Origin of the sequence: Lactobacillus sp. HBUAS51381, from assembly GCF_012641095.1 — a bacterium.
Lineage (GTDB): Bacteria > Bacillota > Bacilli > Lactobacillales > Lactobacillaceae > Levilactobacillus.
On the sequence record NZ_JAAVSC010000012.1, the window covers coordinates 1 to 22,058 of the forward strand.

Genomic DNA, 22,058 nt, shown 5'->3' on the forward strand with positions numbered 1-22,058 from the left:
GATGGACACCTTTGCCTTCGGCTCGTGGTTCCGACTACTACGGCCCACAGCGGATTTTCACCGCCTAGTTAGCGCCCATGCCGGGCGCACAACAAAAAGTCGCCCAATCACTGGACGACTTCGTTAATTATTTCAAGTTCAAGGCTTATTCAACCGTGACACTCTTGGCCAAGTTCCGTGGCTTATCCACGTCCAAGCCCTTGTTCAAGCTGGTGTAGTAAGCCAACAATTGGGCCGGTACCACACTCAGTAATGGCATTAACATTTCGTCAACGTCTGGCAAGATCAGGTCGTCGCCGTCAATGGCTAAGCCCTCACGCACGATGGTCAAAGTCTTGGCCCCCCGTGCCATGGTTTCTTGCAGATTACTCCGCGTCAACCCAGCCGTCTTGGCCTGAGTGATGAACCCGATCACTGGCGTATCCTTTTCGATCAAGGCAATCGTTCCGTGCTTCAATTCACCAGAGGCGAACCCTTCAGCTTGCACGTAAGAGATTTCCTTTAACTTCAAAGCAGCTTCTAGAGAAACCGCGTGGTCAATCCCACGGCCAATGTAGAAGGCCCGGTTAGATTGCATCAGATAGTCGTTGGCAATCTTTTCCAACTTATCCTTTTCATCAACAATGGCTTGCATCCCCGTAGCGACCAGACCCAATTGTTGACGAACGTTGAAGTCCTGCGCCACAATCTGACCGGTAGCTTCACCCAACGCCTTTGCCAAGATGGCTTCCAATGCGATTTGCGCTGTGTAGGCCTTGGTCGAAGCCACAGCGATTTCTGGACCGGCGTGGAGCAACAACGTGTAGGTCGCTTCACGAGACAACGTGGAGTTCTGTACGTTGGTGATGGTCAGGCTTGGGTAGCCAGCGTCATTGACGTTAACCAACACTTCACGACTATCGGCCGTTTCGCCGGACTGGGTCAAGAAGATAAAGAATGGCTTCTTGGACAGCATCGGTTGTTCGTAGGCAAACTCGGAAGAAACGTGCACTTCCGTTGGGATGTGGGCCAGCTTTTCAAAAAGTCGCTTGCCGACTAACCCAGCATGGTAACTGGTCCCGGCACCGACGATGTACAACCGATCCGCCGCCTGCATGGCATCCAATAGCTTCTGGTCAATCTGAGGAACACCGTGTTCTGACAAGTAGGTTTGGGCCAACTTGCGCATCACGTTTGGTTGTTCGTCGACTTCCTTGAGCATGTAGAAAGGATACGTTCCCTTGTCAGCTTCGTCCGCGTTCATGTCAACGTGGAATGGCTTACGTTCAACTGGGTTCCCTTGGGCATCTTGAATCGCCACCTTGTCAGGCGTGATGGTTACAACTTCACCATCCATTAATTCCAAGAAGTCGTGGGTCTCCTTCAACATTGCCAAGGCATCGGAACAGACCACGTTGAAGCCATCGGCAACCCCGATCAAGAGTGGACTCTTGTTCTTAGCCACGAACAAGGTATCCGGCTGTTCACGATCCATCATCAGAAAGGCATATGAAGACCCCTTGAGGAGACTTAACGTCTTCAAGAAGGCCGCCTTAGCATCCAAGTTTTCCTCAACCGCAAACTTATCGATTAACTGGACCACAACTTCGGTATCCGTTTGGCTTCTAAATGGCACATCGCTCAAATACTTCGCTTTGAGTTCTTGGAAGTTATCGATCACACCATTGTGAACCAAGTAGAACCGATCATCGTTGGAAAAGTGAGGATGCGCATTGGCCTCGCTGACAACCCCATGAGTCGCCCAACGCGTATGACCGATCCCGGTTGACCCATGAACACCGGCAGTGGCGGACACTTTAGAACGTAATTCGGAAATCCGGCCCTTGGTCTTGACCAGGTAATCCTGTCCCTTTTGATCGTTCACATAAATTCCGGCTGAATCATAGCCCCGGTATTCGAGCTTTTCGAGTCCGTTTAGTAAGATTTTAACGGCATTGTCATTCCCAGTAACACCAACAATTCCACACATAAGTTTTCTTCCTTTTCTCGACGCCAGTCCCGGCAAATGCCAAGAGGGTCGTTAAATTAAAATAGAAATGTATCTGTTTTCTTTAAAATTGGTATAGACTGAAACGTTTTGAAAAACATTTCTGAATGTCTTTACTCTACAGCGTTTGCCAAAGGTTGTCAATCAAAAAATCTCGAACTGGTCTATCATCATATTTATTATAATTTTTCATGAAAAAAGCGCCCAACCAACGTGGCCGGGTGCCCTCTTTCATGATTTTTTTCAATTGGTCTATTTACGCATTGCCTGCGTTTAGTCGACGCCCACTTCGGCACGGACTACCGCAGCGATTCGTTCGACATACGCCGCAACGGATTCCTCGGTTGGAGCTTCGGCCATGACCCGGAGTAACGGTTCCGTCCCTGAAGGGCGAACCAAGACTCGGCCATCGCCAGCCATTTCCTTTTCAACGGTCGCAATAGCGGCCTGAACCTTTGGATTCTCTTGTGCGGCTTGCTTGTCCGCAACCTTGATGTTAACCAACTTTTGCGGGTAGGTCGTCACATCGGCGGCGAGTTCGGATAACTTCTTCCCCGTCACCTTCAGGATGTGCAGCAGTTGCAGACTGGTCAGTAAGCCATCACCGGTCGTGTTGAAGTCCAAGAAGACAACGTGGCCGGACTGTTCGCCACCCAGGTTGTAGCCGGATCTGCGCATTTCTTCCACCACGTAACGGTCCCCGACCTTGGTCTTGACGGACTTGAGGTCGTGGGCAGCCATGGCCTTGTACATCCCCAGGTTACTCATGACCGTGGTCACAATCGTATCCTTCTTCAACCGACCGTGTTCGGCCATGTACTTCCCACAAATGTACATGATCTTATCGCCATCGACGATTTGACCAGTCTCATCTACGGCAATGCACCGGTCACCGTCCCCATCAAAGGCTAACCCAACCTGGGCCCCCTTTTCGACAACAAACTTCTGCAGTTGTTCGGGATGGGTCGAGCCGACCTGATCATTGATGTTCAGACCGTTGGGCGTGGTGGCAATGGTATCGAAATCAAGGTTCAGATCCGCGTAAAGCCGAGAAACCAATCCACTCGTGGCCCCGTTAGCGGAGTCTACGGCAATATGCAGGCCTTCGAGGTCATCGGCAATGGTTTGTTCCAAGAACTGAATGTACTTTTGACTGCCTTCGGAATAGTCTTCGACCGTCCCTAAACCATCCGTGGCTGGCCGAGGAAGCTTATCGTCCGGCGCATCCAACAGGGCTTCAATCTCTTCTTCCATTTCGTCGGAAAGCTTGTAGCCGTCGTTCCCAAAATACTTGATCCCATTGTATTCTACCGGATTGTGGGAAGCCGTAATCATGACCCCTGCGGCAGCGCCCTGTGTCCGAACCAGGTAGGCCACGGCCGGCGTGGAGATGACGCCCAGACGGAGCACTTCAATCCCGACTGATAACAGTCCCGCTACCAACGCATTTTCCAGTAATTGGCCGGAAATCCGCGTGTCGCGCGCCACGAGAACTTGTGGGTGCTTATTTTCACTGTCTGCGTGTTGCGTCAAAACGTAGCCGCCAAACCGGCCAACCTTAAAGGCTAATTCTGGGGTTAACTCTTGGTTCGCAACGCCCCGGACGCCATCAGTTCCAAAATACTTCATCGTAATCTTCCTCATTTCTCAAACAATTTTCGTTAATTTGCGGTTGCCTTGATCGTCACCTTAATGGTGGAGGGGTCAAAGGCGGTGACATTATTATCATTCGTATCGAGGGTGACGGTCTTCGTGGTATTGTTCTTGACGTCACTGACGTCAACGTCCACGGCAACATTGTCGAGGGCCTTCAGTTGAGAAGCACTCCCATAGGCCGTCACCTTTGATACGTTACTGGTTAGTTTATAGGTCGTTCCGGACGAGCCGTTCTTCGCATTCAGGTCTAAACCAACCTTCTTGCTCTCGCCATCAGACGTGATCGGCAGGTTCGCCGTGGTCGTCGACGGCGTTAAGATCACGTTGACCGTGTTCCCACTGCCGTCCACCGCTTCGATCACGGCTTGGCTATTCACCGTCTTCTTGGTGTTTTGGGGAACCGACAACTGCGCAATCACCTGTTTAATACGTGAAATCTCGTTGGCCGCCCCCGTGGCTTTAACACTCGTCACATCGGAAGTGGCTTTTCCTGCAGAATATCCCGCGGCAATATTTTGACTATTGTACCGCACTTTCACGGGATACGAAACGGTCTTACGTGGTTCAATATCAACCGTGATCTTCGAAGGCGAAATGCTGGATTCAATCTCATGATTCAGCCCCTCTTGATGCAGGGTCACCTTGTGCTTACCCACGCCCAGATCGCTCAGGGCGGCGTACACCTTAAAGTTCTGAGTGTTCGCGGTCGTGGTGACCAACGCCAGCGGCCCTCGCAGGGTCACCTTGACCTTCTGCGGGTACCCCGTCACGAAGTACTTATTGCTGTTGACGTTGAGTTGTAAAGGGACCGACACCTTCATGGTCTTGGTCGCCGTCAGGGACGTATTGTTCGTCGAACTGGTCGACTGCGTGCTGGTTGACGACTTGGTACTGTTGACATAGAAGAACAGGAGAATGGCCAAGATTAACGCGAGAATGCGGTACAACCATGTTGTGTAACGCTCGTTTTTCATTAGCGCCGCCCCCCTCTAAATCGTTGATCGAACCAATCCAACGCCTTAACCAAGACGTTACCATTATCGGCGGCCTCTTCATTAACCAACTCATCGCGCAAGAATTTCAGATAATCCGCCTGCGTTAACCCCCGCAGTAACTCATTGTTCTTGGTGATTGAGACTTCACCGGTTTCCTCAGAGATCACGATCGTCAACGCATCCGTCACTTCCGAAATCCCCACGGCCGCCCGGTGACGTGTTCCCAATTCTTTCGGAATCAGGTTACTCTCGGACAGCGGCAGGTAGGCTGCGGCCACCGCAATGCGATTATCACGAATAATGACCGCACCATCATGTAGTGGCGTGTTGGGGATAAAGATGTTAATCAACAGTTCACCCGTTAATTCCGCATCCAAATCAATCCCCGTTTCAATGTAATCCTCCAACCCGGTATCGCGTTGAATGGTCATTAACGCCCCTATCCGCCGTTTGGACATGTACTGAATCGCCTTATCCAGGCCCTCAATCATGTGATTGGCCGCTTCGTTTTCGTGCCGAATCCGCACAAACAAGGAACCGCGACCCAGATGTTCCAGCCCCCGTCGAATCTCGGGCTGGAAGATGATAATGATGGCGATAACCCCCCAGTTGATGACCTGATCGACCAACCACGATACCGTGTTGAGGCCCAGGTAAGCACTGACGAACTTCACCAATAGAATCAAGATGACGCCCCGGAAAAGCTGAATGGCTTTGGTTCCCCGTAGCATCACGATCAATTCATAAATGACAAACCAGACGACCAAAATGTCGAGTAGGTTGACTAGATTCCCTATTGTAAGGAGATTGCCCCAATCCAGGTTCATGACTTTCCCTCCAAATTGAATTCAGATTTAATTATAGCACGGGGTCGCTGACATTTCGCCCCGAATCGGTAGAATGCCATGCAAATCCCACCGAACCCCCGCAAAATTTACAGAAACGTTAAGCTCCACTTAAATCAGCCTTTTCTCAAAAAGATTCTGGTAAACTAGAAGTCATATTCTGTTCGTTTTTACCCCAAAGGCTGTAAAATGAAGACAGAGACTTGACGAAAGGATTGTGATGGCTAATGAATCGGCGGGCCCGGTGGGAAATTCGAATATTCTTTGTGGCTTGGCTGATTTTTCTGTACTTCCGTGCCAAGGATCCCTTCTCGTTTCTGTTGTTAAATACCTTTCTGGGGTACATCCCGATCGAACTGAGCTTCCATCTGGGAAAGCACAAGCCGCAGAGCGCCTGGCTCTTCTGGCCGTTGGTGCTTCTCTGGTTGTTGTTCTATCCAAATGCCCCTTACTTACTGACCGATCTGTTCCACCTATCGTTGCTTCGGCCGTACGCCCTAAGTGGCCTGTTACGCGTCACGCCTCACCTGTGGATCTACTTCACCTACATGATTGTCAGTGCCATGAGCTGCACATTATTGGGCTTTTGGAGCCTCAATTACGTCAGTCAGGTCATCAGCACCCGCATGGCGAAGGGCAATCACGCCGTTCGTATCCTGATCGTTTTACTGTTGACCTTCCTAACCTCGGTGGGACTTTATATTGGCCGCTTTTTGCGGATTCACACCATCTATCTCTTCATTAATCCCGAACAGTTCATTCGGCCTATCATGGATATGTGGACCGGCAACATGTGGATCTTTGTCGGATTGCTTACCTTCATCCAGCTCTTCTGTTACTGGATTCTCTACCTAATTATGCACAATAGCGGGCATGACGAATTACCCGATTAACCATCATGGACGACGACCTTTTATCGGTTGGCGTCCTTTTTTGATCTTGGCAGGGGGAGATTAGCCGACTGGAGCTTGCGGCCGAATGACGACCACTAACGCTTTCGGACCGTCTGTGGATCGAGCAGCGATTCGCCAGTTCAAACTAAGAACCAAAATCAGGTCCTAGCTTGGCCCACCCTGTCACGGCATGTCAGACTAAATCCGACGAACAGCGAGGTAGTTGACCGAACCCCCCACCGCTTACTTAACAAGACCTACCTATTCGCATTATCACTAGCTTACACCAAAGGCTGCGTTCCGCCATGCACTTGCATCGGCGAAACGCAGCCTTTATTGTTGACCTTAATATCTCATGTTGACCGGAAGCCGGGACTACTCGCCCTCTTCGTCCGACAACGACATGACTAAGACATTCTCCGCATAATTCACGTATTGGCGCAAGTGGGTTGCCTTGGTCCAGGTGATGTTGCCAGCCTCCAATAGCGACTGAATTCCCGTCCGTTCGGCACCCAATGCGCGCACCCGTAGCTTGTTAATCTGGTGCTGATAATCGTCGTTGCGATGCGGTGCCGTGGCGGCCTTGGCACGTTCAATCCGGTTACGGTACTGGACAATTAAGTGATATACGGCCTGGTTATCGAACTGGGTTTCATCAATATCCGTTCGTGACAAATATTCCGATAACGCCTTGATAGCCGCTTTCGCCGTTTCCCGTTCAATCAGGTTATTCTCGGCATGCAGCCGATCCGTATCCTCCGAATGCAACCAGTAGGCCGCATCCCGCCACAAATGTTTAAAGAACCGCCGCCAATAATTAATCACGCCCGGCATGGTATGACCGGAGACTTGGGTCAAACGCCCCTCCAGATTTTCAATGCGCCGCAAAGCCCCGACGTAGCTGGTCTGCGTGATTTTTTCGCCCTGTCGCAGTTCCTTGAGGGTGGCACGTTCGCCGTCAATAGCAACCTGCCGCAGCTTAATCTCATCATCCAACACTTTTTGCATGACCGTATCGGCCCGATAACTCATCTCTAGGCGTCGGATAATGAACTGATAATCTAAGATCAAATCATATGCGGCTCGCTGATTGTTCGGTCGGCGTAGCTCTTCAATCTTGGAGATCGCTAAGCGCATGATGTAGGCCCGTGCCTCTTCCTCACTAATCTGACGAATCGGCTCTTCGGGAAATTCTTCCTCGTCCTCATCATCCAGATTAATGTCGTTGGCAATGTCATCACTGGCGCTGGCTCGTGTCTGCAAGGGCTGCTTATCCGTCGAAATCAACGGCAACATGATGGTCGCCGCCACTAAACTGATAATAATCACCCCAGAAGCAACGAACAGCATCAACGAGCGCGCCGGAAAACTAGCACCACTGGCGATCACCGTCGGCACCGAGAGCACCCCGGCCATGGTAACGGCGCCCCGGACACCGGACAGGCCGGATAAGATAGCCGTTCGGAAGCTCGGTCGCTCGTTGCTGTGATTATGCGTCAGCCGCTGGAAGAGAATGTATCCGTACGTCCACAACGTCCGAATGGCCACTAACACCACCCATGCCATGAAGGCAAAGAACAGCGCCTGTCCCGTGTTAAATTGGCCGCCCTTGATCACCTGCGACGTTGCGACGGGCAACTCGATTCCCAGAATAACGAACACAATCCCATTCAATGAGTAAATAATAATATCCCAAACTTTTTCAGTGACAAGTTTTAACTCTGGGGAATCCTCGACAATACGGCTCTCACGCGCATGGAACAACACGCCAGCCGTCACGACGGCAATAACCCCGGAGGCATGGGTAATTTCTTCAGTCACCAGGTAAATGACAAACGGTGTCGCAATCTGTAAGACCGTGTTAAAAATCACATCGTCAATGCCCTGCCGGCGCAGGATATCCATCAACAGCTGAATCGCCGTCATGAAGATCAGCCCGGACAGGAACCCGACGATACTGATGTAAATGAAGTCGCCCACGGCCGTTCCCACCGAAAAAGCACCGGTAACGGTCGCCGCGATGGCGTACTTAAAGGCAATCAACCCACTGGCATCGTTGATCAGGCTTTCGCCACTCACCAAATGCATCAGGCTCGCCGGCAATTTGACCTGCTTAGAGATGGACTGCACGGCCACCGGGTCGGTTGGCGACAGGATCGCCGCCAAGGCAAAGGCCACGGTCAACGGCATCTTCGGAATCAATTCGTAAATCAGAAAACCGCCCAGTAACGTGGTCAGAAAAACCAGCCAGATGGCATTTCCAAAGATGGGTCCGCGTAGCCGCCAGAGCTCTCGTTTCGGAAAGCGCCGACCATCGTTATACAGCAAGGGCGCAATAAACAGGAGTAAAAACCAATCAGTCTCAAGTGGCACCTCAAATTGCCACACCAGCGCGACCATGAGACCCAGCGCAATCTGAATCAAACTGACGGGAATAAACGTGAGGTAGTGACTGATAATATTGGACAAAAGGACCAGGACAATTAACAGAATCACTGCTTCAACTATAGGCACATAGGGTTCCCCCTCTCTCTTTTAGTTTTGTGTTGGTTCTTCACCGATAATGCGGACTTCGGTTTCCAGATGAACCTGATCTTCTTGCCAAATCACATCCTGAATATGATGAATCAGATTTAAGTAATCGGTCGCCGTTGCATGGTCAATGTTGACAATGAAACCGGCGTGCTTGGTAGAGACCTGCGCACCACCTAACTGAAAGCCCTGCAACCCAGCCGCTTGAATCAACTGCCCCGTATAATGACCTTCAGGGCGCTTAAACACACTCCCGCAAGACGGCAGGTCTAAAGGCTGTTTGGCCGCCCGACGCGCATTCAGATCGTCCATCTGAGCTTGAATGGCTTGACCGTCACCGGGCGTCAAGGTAAAGGTCGCTGTAAGAATAATGTCATGATAGTCCTGAATCGAACTGTGCCGGTAACCAAAGTCCAGTTCTTTGGCGTTCAGTGTCCGAATCTCACCGGTCGGCGTCAGCACCTCAGCGGACGTCACCACCTCGCTGATCTCGCCACCGTAAGCTCCGGCATTCATGAAGACGGCACCACCGACGCTCCCGGGAATCCCAGCAGCGAATTCAACGCCGCTCAACGCAAACGACTGAGCCACCTGAGTGGTCTTAATCATGGCGGCGCCCGCCTCGGCTGTCACCGTGTGGCCATCGGTCGTGATGGTATTCATCTTTGTCAGAATCATCACCAGTCCCCGAATACCACCATCGCGAACGATTAAATTACTGGCATTGCCAACAACCGTAACGGGCAGCTTTGCTTGGTTCGCATAGGCTAAGAGCGATTTTGTCTCCTGAACGTTGGTGGGAAAGGCCAGATAATCGGCCGGCCCCCCGGTCAGCGTATGGGTATAATGCGCCAAGGGTTCATTTCGCAAAATTTCGATTGCTGGAAATGCTGCTGTAATCTCTTCCATCATAATTAAATTCCCTTCGTTTCTCAAAAAGTTAGCGTTCGTTTCGGGCATCACTGACCTTCAACGAACAACAGTCATAGCATTATTTTACCATGGAACCCCCCGCGACCGCACGCCACGCGCATGAATTCGGGATTAAATTTTGAAATCTGCCCGGTGCTAGGCCAATTTCGACCAGTTTCACCAGGATTTTCCCTTCTACAGGCCAATCAGTCGGTCCCATTCATGGCTAATTTCAGCACGCAAAAGCCAGATTTAGCGGGCTTCCTTGCCATAGGTGAACGACCACCCCCTCGCGTAAAACTTCTGGTATACTGAGAGGTAACAGTTGGAGGTGCGTCATGAAATTTATTTCGTGGAATGTCAATGGCTTACGGGCCATCGTGAAAAAAGGATTTGTCGAGACCTTTAAGGAACTGGATGCCGACTTCTTTGGCGTTCAGGAAACCAAACTTCAGGAAGGCCAGATCGACCTGGATCTCCCCGGCTACTACCAATACTGGAACTATGCTGAACGCAAGGGCTATTCCGGCACGGCCCTCTTCACCAAACACAAGCCCCTCAACGTGATCTATGGGATCAATGCCCCTGACTTTGATCACGAGGGACGCACGATTACCCTCGAATACCCCGATTTCTACATCCTAACGTGTTATACCCCGAATTCGGGAAGTGGATTGAAACGGCTGGACTTCCGCATGGGCTGGGAAGCCGCTTTTCTCGACTTTATACAAGGCCTTAACGCGAAGAAGCCCGTCATCTTCTGTGGTGACCTCAACGTCGCCCATACTGAGATTGACTTGAAGAACCCCAAGACCAACCATAAGAATGCCGGCTTCACCGATGACGAACGGGCAAAGTTTACGGCGCTACTGGCCGCTGGCTATACCGATACGTTCCGTTATTTCAACCCGGACGCGACCGAACGCTATTCTTGGTGGAGCTACCGTTTCCACGCCCGCGACAACAATGCCGGTTGGCGGATCGACTACTTCATCACCAGTCAACGCTTGCAACCACAGCTCAAAGACGCTAAAATACTAGACCAAGTCATGGGGTCCGACCACTGTCCGGTCGAACTCGACATTGACGTGACTGTCTAAACCAATTTTGAAGGGAAGATGCACTTTTGAATTTTGTCGCTATGGACTTCGAAACGGCCAGTGGTAAGCGGTACAGTGCCTGTTCATTGGCCCTGACCATCGTGCGTAACAATCAGGTCGTGGATGAATTTTACTCACTGATCAAACCCGACACTGAATTCTTCTGGCGCAATGTTCAGATTCATGGCATCCATGAACGTGATGTGGCCAATGCACCGGCCTTTCCAGAAGTTTGGGAGCACGTGGCCCCCTTCTTTCAGCGCGATCGCCTCGTCATCGCTCACAATGCCCCCTTTGACAACGGGGTCTTGCGGAGCACGCTAGAACACTACAACCTGCCGACCGCCCGCTACCTGACCCTTGATACGGTCAAGACGAGCCGCAAGTTCTTTCCGGAATTTCCGAACCACAAGCTCAATACCGTGTGTGACGAGCTTGGGATTGACCTAAACCATCACCATAACGCGCTCGATGATAGCCTAGCCTGCGCCAACATTTTGTTGTACGAGGCCAACCACTTTGGAACCCAACCCTTGAAGAATTTTGTCACGATTAATGCTTAACCTGAAGATTTGAAATATAGAAACAGCTGGAATCCTTGGTGTGACGAGGATTCCAGCTATTATAATATGATCGTCGCGTACTGGCCGCCTTACCGTTCGCCAAATTTGGTCTGGAACGCGGTGGAAAGGACCGGGAAAAGCCAACCCCCTGTCTTTTCCCTCGCTTTGAGCCGAAAATCACGTCTCAAAGTCGCCAGTTTCCAAGCAAAATCACTTGGAAACTCCCACGGCTGAGACCAAATTTGACTCGCTCACGGCTACACGTGATGTACACAATTAAACTGGATGAACGTTGCCATTCCAGCGATGTCACCGCAGATTTAATGGTTTTCAACTATCGTAACCGGAGGCGGGCAGGACCGATGGCCGTAGTCGTGACAGCGGTGTTAGCTGTGCAGCAGCTTACAGCGCGGGACGTGTTTGGAAACTGACAATTTTGGTAAGGCTTCAAACTGAGCCGGAGGACCGCTTCTCAGGCCGCAGGCGGTCCCCACAGCGCCGGAATCTCTGGCAGCTGTAGGTGGTCGTTGATGACTAATTTAATGGCGATAGGCCTTACCAGCTGGGGACTGGAGCGTGTTCGTGAGCTTTCAACCTTCAGTCACGACCTTAAAACGCGTTACTGTTCAGGGCATTGCCCGAACAGTAACGCGTTTTTAATTGACCAATTAAGCCAGTCGGTACACCATTTCTATCGCCTTTACGTGTTCGCCATCATCGTCAATCACGGTTTCTGGCGGCGTGGACGTCCGGACGAACCCCATCTTCTGATAGAGCTTCACAGCGGGGACGTTGCGGGTCTGGACGATCAAGCCTACCGCTTGTAACTGACTGGCCGTGTCCGCCCAATACAGGGCCTCATCGACAAGTGCGGTGCCGATGCCTAAGTGCCAGTATTTCTTCTCGACGGCAATCCCCAACTCGCCGACATTTCCCTGCCGAGTTGGCGAAATCGAGAGCACTCCCAGTAAGCGCTGACCCAGACTGGCCACCAATAACAGGTGCTTGGGACTTGCCTTAATCTGTTCCAACTGATCGGCTTCCTGCGCCGCACTGATGGGATCATCAGCATCGGCTAGACTAAACGTGTCACTCTCTTTTTGTAAACGCTCCAACAATGCCAGTAAGGCCTTGGCATCAGCCGCATTCGGTAAGCGAATGGCTACTTCATCACTCATGCGAGCCGTCCTCCAGTTGCTGAACTAACGCTTCAAAATGGGCGCCGTGGGGGTCAAACCGTAACGTTCGCTGATTCTCGCCTGCGGCATCGTCCCGTTTAAATACGATCCGCAAATAGTGCTCAGGAAGCTCATCAGCAATAAACTTGGACCATTCCACCACGTTAACGCCATCCCCATTGAAATACTCATCGAGGCCGAGCTCATCCCCGCCGCCTTCTTCTAGACGGTACACATCCATGTGGTATAGGGGCAGTCGTCCCCCCTGATATTCCCGGATAATCGTAAAGGTTGGGCTCTTCACGTTACGGGTGATGCCCAATCCCAACGCTAATCCCTTGGTAAATGTCGTCTTGCCCGCTCCCAGATCGCCATCAAGTAAAATAACATCTCGCGGCTGAAGGGTCGGGGCCAGTCGTTGCCCAAGTGCCATTGTGGCTTCCGGACTTGTGACCGTTACTTCATACATCATTTCTCTTCCCCTTTTACGCTGAAATTATATTGATTCTAATTCGTCGTACAAACTCGCCATTACAAATAATACCCGGACTGCTGAAAAATAGCAATCCGGGTACTTAATCGTTCTTTTGTTTAATATTATTTGTTAAAGCACGGCCTTAATCTAATGATTGGGCCGCCGTGATAATGGCCACCTTGTAAACATCTTCCTCATCACAGCCCCGTGAGAGGTCGGAAACGGGCTTGTTCAAGCCTTGCAGGATAGGCCCGATGGCTTCAAAGCCACCAAAGCGTTGCGCAATCTTGTAGCCAATATTCCCGGATTGGAGTTCTGGGAAGACAAAGACGTTGGCATGACCAGCAACCTTAGAATCTGGCGCTTTCTGTGCCGCGACACTTGGGACAAAGGACGCATCGAATTGTAATTCGCCATCCACGGCTAAATCCGGTGCCGTCTCGTGGGCAATCTTAGTAGCTTCCTGAACCTTCGTCACCATGTCCCCCTTAGCGGACCCCTTGGTTGAGAAGCTCAGCAGGGCAACCTTAGGATCGATGTCAAAGACCTCGGCAGTGTGGGCACTCTCAACGGCAACTTCCGCCATTCCGGCAGCGTCCAGTTCGATGTTGATGGCGCAGTCGGCAAAGACGTACCGTTGTTCGCCCTTTTGCATGATAAACGCCCCGCTAATACGCCGAACGCCAGGCTTGGTCTTAATAATCTGTAAGGCTGGGCGCACGGTATCGCCGGTCGCATGAATGGCCCCTGAGACCATCCCATCGGCTTGCCCCATGTACACCATCATTGTCCCAATATAGTTGGGATCTTCCAACATTTTAGCGGCTTGTTCCGGCGTGTTCTTCCCCTTCCGCCGTTCAACTAAGGCGTCTAACATCGCTTGATGTTGGTCGGCTGGAATCGCCGTCGGATCTAAAATGGTTAACGGCTCCAAATCGATAGCATTGTTAATCGCTGTCTGTTGAATTTCAGCTTGGTGACCCAAAACGACAGCATGAATCAGCCCATCGGCAGCTAACCGACTGGCAGCCCCTAGGACCCGCACGTCAGCGCCTTCCGGAAATACAATGGTTTTGTTTTGTCCGTTGATCTTTTGTTTAAGACTATCAAAAAGTTCCATAGATGATGACCTCCATAAAATATCCCACGAATCAATTCTGTGCCTATGCTTGTTGGTTGGTTGTGGTGTTGGGCCCATCGTCAACCGTCGCGTGTTCCGGCAACTGCCAATCGATGGGCGTCTCACCCAATGATGTTAATGCGATGTTGGTCTTGGAAAACGGTTTGGAGCCGAAGAATCCCCGGTACGCCGACAGCGGGCTGGGGTGCGGCGACTGTAAGACGATGTTGGTCTTGGTATCGATCAACTTAATCTTTGAGCGGGCCGCCCCACCCCAAAGGATGAAGACGACGGGCTCTGGTCGCTCAGACAACTTCGAAATAGCCGCATCGGTCAGGCGTTCCCAGCCGTGACCCTGATGAGAAAAAGCCTTGCCATACCGCACCGTCAACACGGAGTTCAAGAGCAGCACGCCTTGTTTGGCCCACTTCTCCAGATAGCCATGACTGACCGGCTTGATGCCCAGGTCGTCTTGCAGCTCCTTATAAATATTCTGTAATGACGGCGGTAGCGGGGTACCCGGCAGAACCGAGAAACTACAGCCATGGGCCTGCCCAGGATTGTGGTACGGGTCTTGCCCCAGGATAACCACCTTGACCTGACTGAACGGGGTCCACTCAAAGGCCGTGAAAATATGGTACATATCCGGAAAAATCTGATAGTGCTGATACTCCGAGACTAAAAACTGCCGCAATTGTTGATAGTACGGCTGCTCAAATTCGGGTTCCAACACTGGCCACCAATCATTATGAATAAACGGTTTCATTCCCAACACCTCACGCTTTTATTCTATCATAACAACGCCGCAAATGATATTGTCGAACGTGAACCGGAAAACATGGTAGAATGAGATTAATGAAGTCATCGCTATTTTTAAGGGAGGGTTTCCATGCGTACGCTGTATCTGAATCAGGCCGCGCTATCGGCCAAAGCCACCACAGTTATTCGTGATGCCGACAACGACTCACGCTACCTCCTCGTGGGCAAATGGGGGCTACGCGCCGATGTGCTCTCCGTCTACACCATTGACGGGGCGCTGGAAGCCGAGGTTAAGCAAGAAACGTTGGGGTTACTTCCCAAGTTCCGCCTGCTTTACCACCGGCAAATTGTGGGCCACGTCAGCAAGACCCTAGGGGTTATCCGCGAAGTTCTTTTCGTTCGTGGCCTTAACTGGGTGATCATGGGCAATATCTCGAGTGGCCACTTTAGCATCACCCACGGTCGTGACAGCATTGCCAGCATCGACCGGGTCAGCCAGTCCGGCGGTGGGACCATTGCGTTAACCGTCGATCAACCCGATCACGAGGCGCTCGTGATTTGCCTAGCCTCGATTCTGGACCGCTGGGGTAAAAAGTCTCAGGGATCCGCGCTCCCCGTTCGGCCAACTTGGGCTCCCGGGACACTTCCCTCCGGTGGCATCACCCCCATTGTCGACCGCACCAAGGCCCAACGCGATGGGCTAAAAGAGTGACCGCGAACCGGTTAGTCAGCTGACCAGTTCCCCTAAATTTAAACAAAAGGAAACGGACCTGAGGTTGTGACTTCAGGTCCGTTTCGTTGATCTATGGGTACTGTTCGTCTTACTTCTCTGCGATCACTAATTTCTTATTGGCCGTCACGTACTGGCCATTGGTTAACTGAAAACGGGTCGTTTTGTTATACTGGACAATCTTCTTAACCCTAAGCGTCTGTCCCTTGCGATAGTGCCGTTGCGCCGTCTTCAACGATTTTTGCCGGTACGCGTTAATCCCCTGCGCATTGATTACCTTAATTCGTGGCTGCTTAGTGGCGTAGTACACGGACGTCACGTAGCTCTTCTTAGCGGTGATATAACCGGTCTTTCCGGCCGTCTTAGAGTGATGATTGACGTCACGAACCTTATAGCGAAGATTGCCGCGCTTAGAGGTCGCCGTTCCGGTTACGACAAACATCGGCCGTTCGGCGCGCTTAACTTTTTTATACCAGTGAACCCGTGATTGGTTGGAGAAATTCTTGGTGCGATACAGCCCAATCTTTCGTGTGGCATAGACCACGCTGGAAATTGGTGCAATCGCATCCCCATCCCCACCGGTGACCAGACTCGGCGCATAGTGGAACGTCACGGTCTGAGGCTGCGTGGTAAAGGTCCCCGTGGCCTCGCCATCCGTCTTAGTCAATTTGTAGCCGTTAAATGTCAACGGCTCTGCCTGGTAGTGTGTTCCGAGGTCCCCCGTCAACGTGACATCATCGGCCAACTGCTTGCCCTGGTTATCGCGGTACTGGACTGTCACCGGTTGGGCGAGCTCATTAGGCGTCGTTGGCGGTGTCGTCGGTTCAATCACCCGATTCACAGGTTGCCAGACGTACGTTTCAACGGTCGTGGGTTTGGCATCTCCCGTATAGAGCGTCGTAATCGCATTGCCCGTCGCGTACTCATCGCCCAACGGATTCCCCACGGTTCCCTTACCGACCGCTTGCCAAAGACCCGTGTAAACGTCGGGCATATCCTGAAGCGGTGTATTCAAGTTAGGCGATGTCCCGCTCTTAAAGGTCGTCGCGGGACCCAACGTCAATTCAGTAATGATCTTCGTCCCAGCAAACATATAAAAGCCAGAAAAATCAGCTGACGGTGCGAACTTTGGCAATTTAATGACTTGAGCACCACTAAAACCAAACATATACATCACACTGCTGAGGTTGTGGAACGTGCCTTGAGCAAAGTCAACTTGCTCAAGACTGGTCGTTCTGTAGAACATATCCATGGTATCGGTGACGCGATCCATATTGAAGCCGGTAACGTCTAGTTGTTTCACCGCCGACTGACCATAAAACATGTATTGCATCGAGGTAACCTGGCTCGTATCAAAATGCGAAACATCAATCGTCGTTGTCTTACTGTCCAAATCAATCACGTGAAACATGTTGTTCATCACGGTCGTGTGGCTGGTATCCAATCGATCAAGGTGTTCATACGTCGTCACGTTGCGTAATTGACTGAACAAGCTGCTGGCATCCACCGGCGCAACCACAGGGCCATCGAGAACCACCTTCGTCACCTGATCGGCGGCAGTCTGAACCTGCGCCTTTGTGGGGTCCGTCACACCCTGGGCCTTGGCAATCTGCGCCGCCAATCGACCAACCTGCGCGGGTAAGCTAGTGTCTTCGCCCAACGCCCCGGCACCCAAGTGTAATTCCCCATTGGCCGTTAAATACCAGTTGACCGTACCATACGTACCTGAAGCCAAATTCGTCTCACGATTGCCGACAGTCGCCGCATTCGTCGTCTCGGCATAAGCGGGTGTTGCAACCGTTCCTGCCTCAAGCCCCCAAATTCCAACGCCCGCGGCTAACACGGTGCCAGCTAAAAAAACGCTTACTTTTTTATTCATCTTCATCTGCCCCCTCAGTGTAGATTTCCCTAGTCAATTTTCACCAATTACAAATATTTCTGTATTTAAAAGATAACACATGTTATTAAAAAATAACAGCATTTATGTTACTTTTCTTACTTTTTGTTTCACACGTAAATTCACTATTTTCATGGCACAATTAGTTCGTAAAGTTTACGTCTGTTGCGGCTTGCAGGCAATTCAGCTTGACTATCAGGTTCTATAACCCATTTATACTACGAGCTATATATGGCGAAGAAAAGAACCAATTCGTAAGCGAAATGATCCTCTGAAATTCTCCCCAGCAACATTAGTTGATGAACCACCTAAAAAAGCCACCAGAACGACTATCCGTTCCAGTGGCTTCTCTAATCTAGTAACGCTTCATGACCCGGGCAATCTGCCGGTCCTGTTCACGTCGCTTAATGGTTTCTCGTTTATCAAATTCCCGTTTCCCGTGGGCAACGCCAATGAGCACCTTCGCAAATCCATGCTTAAGGTAAACCTTGAGGGGAATCAGAGTCGTCCCCTTATCCTGCGCTGCCAATCCGAGTCGATGAATCTGTTTCTTGTGCAGTAGGAGTTTACGGTTTCGTAACGGATCGTGATTAAATCGGTTTCCCTGAACATACTCATTGATATGAACATTCATCAACCACGCTTCATTATTCCGAACTTGCGCAAACCCATCCTGCAAGTTAATCCGCCGTTCCCGAATCGATTTAATCTCGGTACCGGTCAGCACGAGCCCCGCCTCGACCGTTTCCGTCACAAAGTAATCATGACGGGCTTTACGGTTTTGCGCGAGCACGTTATCCGGCGTCTTCTTAGACTTTTTCTTAGCCAAGTGCTGTCACCTCGCTTAGTGTCGGCCACCTTGTGAATTACGGTGTTGGCCCCCATTATTCGAACTATGGTGATTGCCATTACCGTGTTGGTTGGTCGACCGTTGGTTCCCATTGCGGTGATTGCCGTTCCGGCTACCGCCGTGCTGGTTACCATTATTACCATTATGGTTGCTATTGTTGTTCCGACCGTGGAAGTTCCCGTTGCGGCCACCGCGTGAACGGTGTTCTCTCTTTGGCAAGAGATCACTCACTGGGGCATCTTCAGGGTGCAACAACTCGAAATCAATTTCGCTTTGTTCCTTGTCAACGTGGATGACCTTGACCCGAATTTTCTGGCCAATCTTGTACGTCCGTCGCGTATTCCGCCCCACTAAGGCCAGATACTTTTCGACGTATTCATAGTAGTCATCCTGCATGCGACTGATGTGGATTAACCCTTCAATCGTGTTCGGGAGTTCAACGAACATCCCAAACTTCATAACGGAGCTAACCACGGCATCGAATTCTTCCCCAACGTGATCGGCCATGTATTCAGCCATCTTCATATCGTTGGTATCACGTTCAGCGTCAATCGCCCGCCGTTCAGCTTCGGACGTGTGCACCCCAATCTCTTCCAAGATGGGAGCAAACTTTTCCTTGCTGGCGTCGTTGATTCCGTGATCTTCGTAGTAGTGAATCATCCGGTGCACCATCGTATCGGGGTACCGCCGAATTGGCGACGTGAAGTGAGTGTAGAACTCGGCGCCCAATCCAAAGTGACCCAAGGATTGATCGGCATACCGCGCTTGCTTCAGGCTCCGTAACATCATGACGGAAACCATGGCTTCTTCTGGCTTTCCAGCAACTTGCTTTAAGATGCCTTGCAACATCTTAGGCCGCAAGTGATTGGGATCACCCTTAACGTTGATCCCAAAGGCCGTCAAGAATTCGAAGAAACTCCGTACACGATCGCCATCTGGCGTTTCATGAACCCGGTAAAGGAACGGTGCCTTGGCCCGGAAGTAGTGTTCCGCAACCGTTTCGTTGGCGGCCAGCATGAAGGATTCGATCATCCGTTCAGCCATGCCCCGCGTCCGCAACTTAACATCGATGGCGTGACCCTTGTCATCCACGATGATCTCTGCTTCACGGTCGTCAAAATCAATGGCTCCGCGACGCTTCCGTTGCTTAACCAAGATCTTGTGCAGTTCACCCATTTGTTCAAACATCGGTACGAGCGCCTTGTAACGATCCATCGTCACGGGATCGTGAGCTTCCAGAATCTGGTTAACCGCCGTATACGTCATCCGCGCCTTAGACCGCATGACGGATGGGTGAATCCGGTGCTTAACCACGTGGCCATCGGGATCGATTTCCATGTCACAGCTCATGCACAACCGCAATTCGCCCTCGTTTAGCGAGCAAATACCGTTGGACAACCGCCGAGGCAGCATTGGAATAACCCGGTCAGTCAGGTACACACTGGTTCCCCGCTTGTAGGCTTCCTTGTCCAAAATCGAATCTTCCTGAACGTAGTGGGAAACATCGGCAATGTGGACCCCTAAATGGTAGTTCCCATTGTCCAATTTCCAAACCGTAACGGCATCATCCAAGTCTTTGGACGATTCGCCATCAATGGTGACCAAGTCTTGATCCGTAATGTCTTCGCGGCCCTTCATTTCTTCAGGGAGCACGTGATCTGGAATCTCATCGGCGGCCTGCATGACCTCTTCCGGAAATTCGGATGGAATGTTGTGTTGGTACACGATCTGTAAAATATCAATGCCGGGGTCATCCACGCTACCGATGACCTGCTTAGCAATCCCGACCATGGCATCCGGATGCGCATCATTGGGGTACTCCGTAATTTCGGCCGTAACCACTTCACCCGGCGTTGGGTTCAAGCCAACATTGGTCACGTAGAACTTGTACTTCATGACCTTCTTGTCGGTCAAACGAACTTGGCCCAGGTAACCGGCGTCATCATCCGTCTGCATGAACTCACCCACGACTTGTTCGTAGTGATGTTCCACAATTTCCGTGACTTTACCTTCGGGACCCTTACCGCTCCGGGGATCGCCGGCTCGAACGATTTCAATCTTAACCGTATCACCATTCAACGCCCGCAACGTATTGTTGGGTGCAATGTAGGCATCCGGTTCAACCTTATTCTCGTCGTAAGCCACGAACCCAAAGCCCTTGTCATTGCCGTGAAAAATCCCGGTCAATGTCCGTTGGCTTGGATCGAGCTGAAAATGGCCGTGTTCAGTCACTTGAACTAAGCCGTCCCGTTCCAGTTGCGCTAACTCCTGCACGATCAGCTTGAATGCGGCTGAGCCGTGGTAGTGCAGTGCATCTGAAATATCTTCTACTGTGTAGTTCTGGTCCGAGTGTGCCCGGAAGAACGCTGTTAAATCACTCTTTAAATTATCTTGCACTATCGATTCCTCGTTATTTTTAAAAGATTGTGTGTAAATACGTCAATATATCCGCCTCTAAGGCGTGGTGCGCTGCGTTGACCGTCAACACATGGCCAGCACCAGCGTACTCATGAAAATCCGTTTGTTGACGCGGATAGGCCGCGGCCAACCATTCACCCGACCGGGGATCAATCATCTGATCCGCATCCCCTTGGGCAATGAAGACCGGTTGTTTCACCTGATCGAGATGGGTCGCCGTCGTATCCGTAAACGCTTGAATGGCCGCCAACTGAGCGGGCAAATGTTCCTGAATCCAGGCCATTCGATTGGCAATGTCGGGCGCATCTAATTGCTGTTGCTGATAGGCTGCGCGCGCCATCTGAATAAAGGCTTCCGGAACGTGCGTCTGCCCGCGAAAGACCACGGGTGACGCAATCGTTCCACCACCCACGAGTTGCGGGTCCGTCTGCAACGCCCGCGTCGCGAACAACCCACCTAGGGACAAACCAAAGATGGCAATCTGTTGATACCCTCTGCGCCGTAACGCGGCAATGGCATCACGCGTATCTTGCCACCATTTCCGCGGCGAACCGTCCCGTAAAATATCCGCGGGATCACCCGTCGCATGCCCCGTGAAGATTGGGGCTAACACCGTGTAATTTTCGCTTTCCAGCCGGCGAGCCAGTAAGCGCATATCGTTAGAACTACCCGAATAGGCGTGCAGCAGAACAACTGCGTGAGGCCCCTGCTCAAAGAAGAGCTGGGTTGGTTTTCGAATCATGTAAAACCACCACTTTCCGCTATTGCTGAGATAGTCTTCGTGAACTTCGTGCGGACACACGATTTGAGAAAAGTCTCGGGCTGGTTCTCAACCCATCACTAGCTGTAAAAAAGCCCCCTGTAGCAAACACAAACAGGAGGCTCAAATCTCTAGTGTGAAGATAGAAAAACTAAAGCCAGTGCCAATCCAAAGAAGATTGCCCCCAAGACGACGGTGACCTTTTGCATGAAGGCTTCAAAACCACGTGGCTTGGACTTAGCGAATAAGTCATCAGCACCACCGGATAAAGCAGACAAAGCATCGTTGGTCTTAGCAGGTTGCATCATTACCGCAATAATGATTAAAACACTGACAATTAAAATACAAGTCATTAAAAAATTATACACAAATTTGCCTCCTACCTATC

The 22,058-nt window shown here is 51.2% G+C and carries 19 protein-coding genes; 4 read left to right on the forward strand and 15 right to left on the reverse strand.

The window, feature by feature from the left end:
- Nucleotides 1-145: 145 nt before the first annotated feature.
- The 4 genes from glmS to cdaA form a co-directional block, all read right to left on the reverse strand.
- Entirely contained in the window at nucleotides 146-1,969 is a 1,824-nt protein-coding gene (glmS, locus tag HEQ50_RS05660) for a glutamine--fructose-6-phosphate transaminase (isomerizing) (protein ID WP_168899556.1), read from the reverse strand.
- A gap of 291 nt (nucleotides 1,970-2,260) precedes the next feature.
- Nucleotides 2,261-3,616 carry a phosphoglucosamine mutase gene (gene glmM, locus HEQ50_RS05665; RefSeq protein WP_168899557.1) on the reverse strand — a complete coding sequence of 452 codons (1,356 nt, stop codon included), beginning with the start codon at nucleotides 3,614-3,616 and terminating at the stop codon, nucleotides 2,261-2,263.
- A gap of 32 nt (nucleotides 3,617-3,648) precedes the next feature.
- A complete protein-coding gene (locus HEQ50_RS05670) occupies nucleotides 3,649-4,617 on the reverse strand; it encodes a YbbR-like domain-containing protein (RefSeq protein ID WP_168899558.1) in 969 nt (322 codons plus the stop codon).
- A complete protein-coding gene (gene cdaA, locus HEQ50_RS05675; protein WP_168899559.1) occupies nucleotides 4,617-5,465 on the reverse strand; it encodes a diadenylate cyclase CdaA in 849 nt (282 codons plus the stop codon). The genes HEQ50_RS05670 and cdaA overlap by 1 nt, the downstream gene beginning before the upstream one ends.
- A 245-nt stretch (nucleotides 5,466-5,710) precedes the next feature.
- On the opposite strand from cdaA, the gene HEQ50_RS05680 reads away from it, so the two are divergent.
- Nucleotides 5,711-6,376: a DUF1361 domain-containing protein gene (locus HEQ50_RS05680; RefSeq protein ID WP_168899560.1), complete on the forward strand. Its 666-nt coding sequence runs from the start codon at nucleotides 5,711-5,713 to the stop codon at nucleotides 6,374-6,376.
- 375 nt (nucleotides 6,377-6,751) lie between these two features.
- Here HEQ50_RS05680 and HEQ50_RS05685 read toward each other — a convergent pair whose 3' ends face one another.
- Both HEQ50_RS05685 and murB read right to left on the reverse strand, forming a co-directional pair.
- Nucleotides 6,752-8,890, reverse strand: coding sequence for a sodium:proton antiporter (locus tag HEQ50_RS05685; RefSeq protein WP_168899561.1), 2,139 nt, complete (start codon nucleotides 8,888-8,890; stop codon nucleotides 6,752-6,754).
- A 21-nt stretch (nucleotides 8,891-8,911) separates the two neighbouring features.
- The gene (gene murB / locus HEQ50_RS05690; protein WP_334427167.1) at nucleotides 8,912-9,823 is read right to left on the reverse strand and encodes a UDP-N-acetylmuramate dehydrogenase; all 912 of its coding nucleotides are present in this window, start codon (nucleotides 9,821-9,823) and stop codon (nucleotides 8,912-8,914) included.
- Nucleotides 9,824-10,158: 335 nt separating this feature from the next.
- On the opposite strand from murB, the gene HEQ50_RS05695 reads away from it, so the two are divergent.
- On the forward strand, nucleotides 10,159-10,920 hold the full coding sequence (locus HEQ50_RS05695) for an exodeoxyribonuclease III (RefSeq protein ID WP_168899563.1): 762 nt from the start codon (nucleotides 10,159-10,161) through the stop codon (nucleotides 10,918-10,920).
- A 26-nt stretch (nucleotides 10,921-10,946) separates the two neighbouring features.
- Entirely contained in the window at nucleotides 10,947-11,483 is a 537-nt protein-coding gene (locus HEQ50_RS05700) for a 3'-5' exonuclease (protein WP_168899564.1), read from the forward strand.
- A gap of 668 nt (nucleotides 11,484-12,151) precedes the next feature.
- Here HEQ50_RS05700 and HEQ50_RS05705 read toward each other — a convergent pair.
- The 4 genes from HEQ50_RS05705 to HEQ50_RS05720 form a co-directional block, all read right to left on the reverse strand.
- Complete coding sequence (locus tag HEQ50_RS05705; RefSeq protein WP_168899565.1) at nucleotides 12,152-12,661, reverse strand: N-acetyltransferase; 510 nt, start codon at nucleotides 12,659-12,661, stop codon at nucleotides 12,152-12,154.
- Nucleotides 12,654-13,133 (reverse strand): tRNA (adenosine(37)-N6)-threonylcarbamoyltransferase complex ATPase subunit type 1 TsaE, encoded by a 480-nt coding sequence (tsaE, locus tag HEQ50_RS05710; RefSeq protein WP_168899566.1) that lies wholly within the window; start codon nucleotides 13,131-13,133, stop codon nucleotides 12,654-12,656. The genes HEQ50_RS05705 and tsaE overlap by 8 nt, the downstream gene beginning before the upstream one ends.
- A 145-nt stretch (nucleotides 13,134-13,278) precedes the next feature.
- On the reverse strand, nucleotides 13,279-14,256 hold the full coding sequence (gene pta, locus HEQ50_RS05715) for a phosphate acetyltransferase (RefSeq protein WP_168899567.1): 978 nt from the start codon (nucleotides 14,254-14,256) through the stop codon (nucleotides 13,279-13,281).
- Nucleotides 14,257-14,299: 43 nt separating this feature from the next.
- Nucleotides 14,300-15,022: a uracil-DNA glycosylase gene (locus tag HEQ50_RS05720; RefSeq protein WP_168899568.1), complete on the reverse strand. Its 723-nt coding sequence runs from the start codon at nucleotides 15,020-15,022 to the stop codon at nucleotides 14,300-14,302.
- A gap of 123 nt (nucleotides 15,023-15,145) precedes the next feature.
- On the opposite strand from HEQ50_RS05720, the gene HEQ50_RS05725 reads away from it, so the two are divergent.
- A complete protein-coding gene (locus HEQ50_RS05725) occupies nucleotides 15,146-15,727 on the forward strand; it encodes an LURP-one-related/scramblase family protein (RefSeq protein ID WP_168899569.1) in 582 nt (193 codons plus the stop codon).
- Nucleotides 15,728-15,836: 109 nt separating this feature from the next.
- Here HEQ50_RS05725 and HEQ50_RS05730 read toward each other — a convergent pair whose 3' ends face one another.
- The 5 genes from HEQ50_RS05730 to secG form a co-directional block, all read right to left on the reverse strand.
- Nucleotides 15,837-17,624 carry a DUF5776 domain-containing protein gene (locus HEQ50_RS05730; RefSeq protein ID WP_168899570.1) on the reverse strand — a complete coding sequence of 596 codons (1,788 nt, stop codon included), beginning with the start codon at nucleotides 17,622-17,624 and terminating at the stop codon, nucleotides 15,837-15,839.
- A gap of 373 nt (nucleotides 17,625-17,997) precedes the next feature.
- A complete protein-coding gene (gene smpB / locus HEQ50_RS05735; protein WP_168899571.1) occupies nucleotides 17,998-18,471 on the reverse strand; it encodes an SsrA-binding protein SmpB in 474 nt (157 codons plus the stop codon).
- A 15-nt stretch (nucleotides 18,472-18,486) separates the two neighbouring features.
- A complete protein-coding gene (gene rnr, locus HEQ50_RS05740) occupies nucleotides 18,487-20,889 on the reverse strand; it encodes a ribonuclease R (protein ID WP_168899572.1) in 2,403 nt (800 codons plus the stop codon).
- A gap of 19 nt (nucleotides 20,890-20,908) precedes the next feature.
- The gene (locus HEQ50_RS05745) at nucleotides 20,909-21,652 is read right to left on the reverse strand and encodes a carboxylesterase (protein WP_168899573.1); all 744 of its coding nucleotides are present in this window, start codon (nucleotides 21,650-21,652) and stop codon (nucleotides 20,909-20,911) included.
- Between the two features lie 149 nt (nucleotides 21,653-21,801).
- Entirely contained in the window at nucleotides 21,802-22,038 is a 237-nt protein-coding gene (gene secG / locus HEQ50_RS05750; protein WP_168899574.1) for a preprotein translocase subunit SecG, read from the reverse strand.
- Nucleotides 22,039-22,058: the final 20 nt, after the last annotated feature.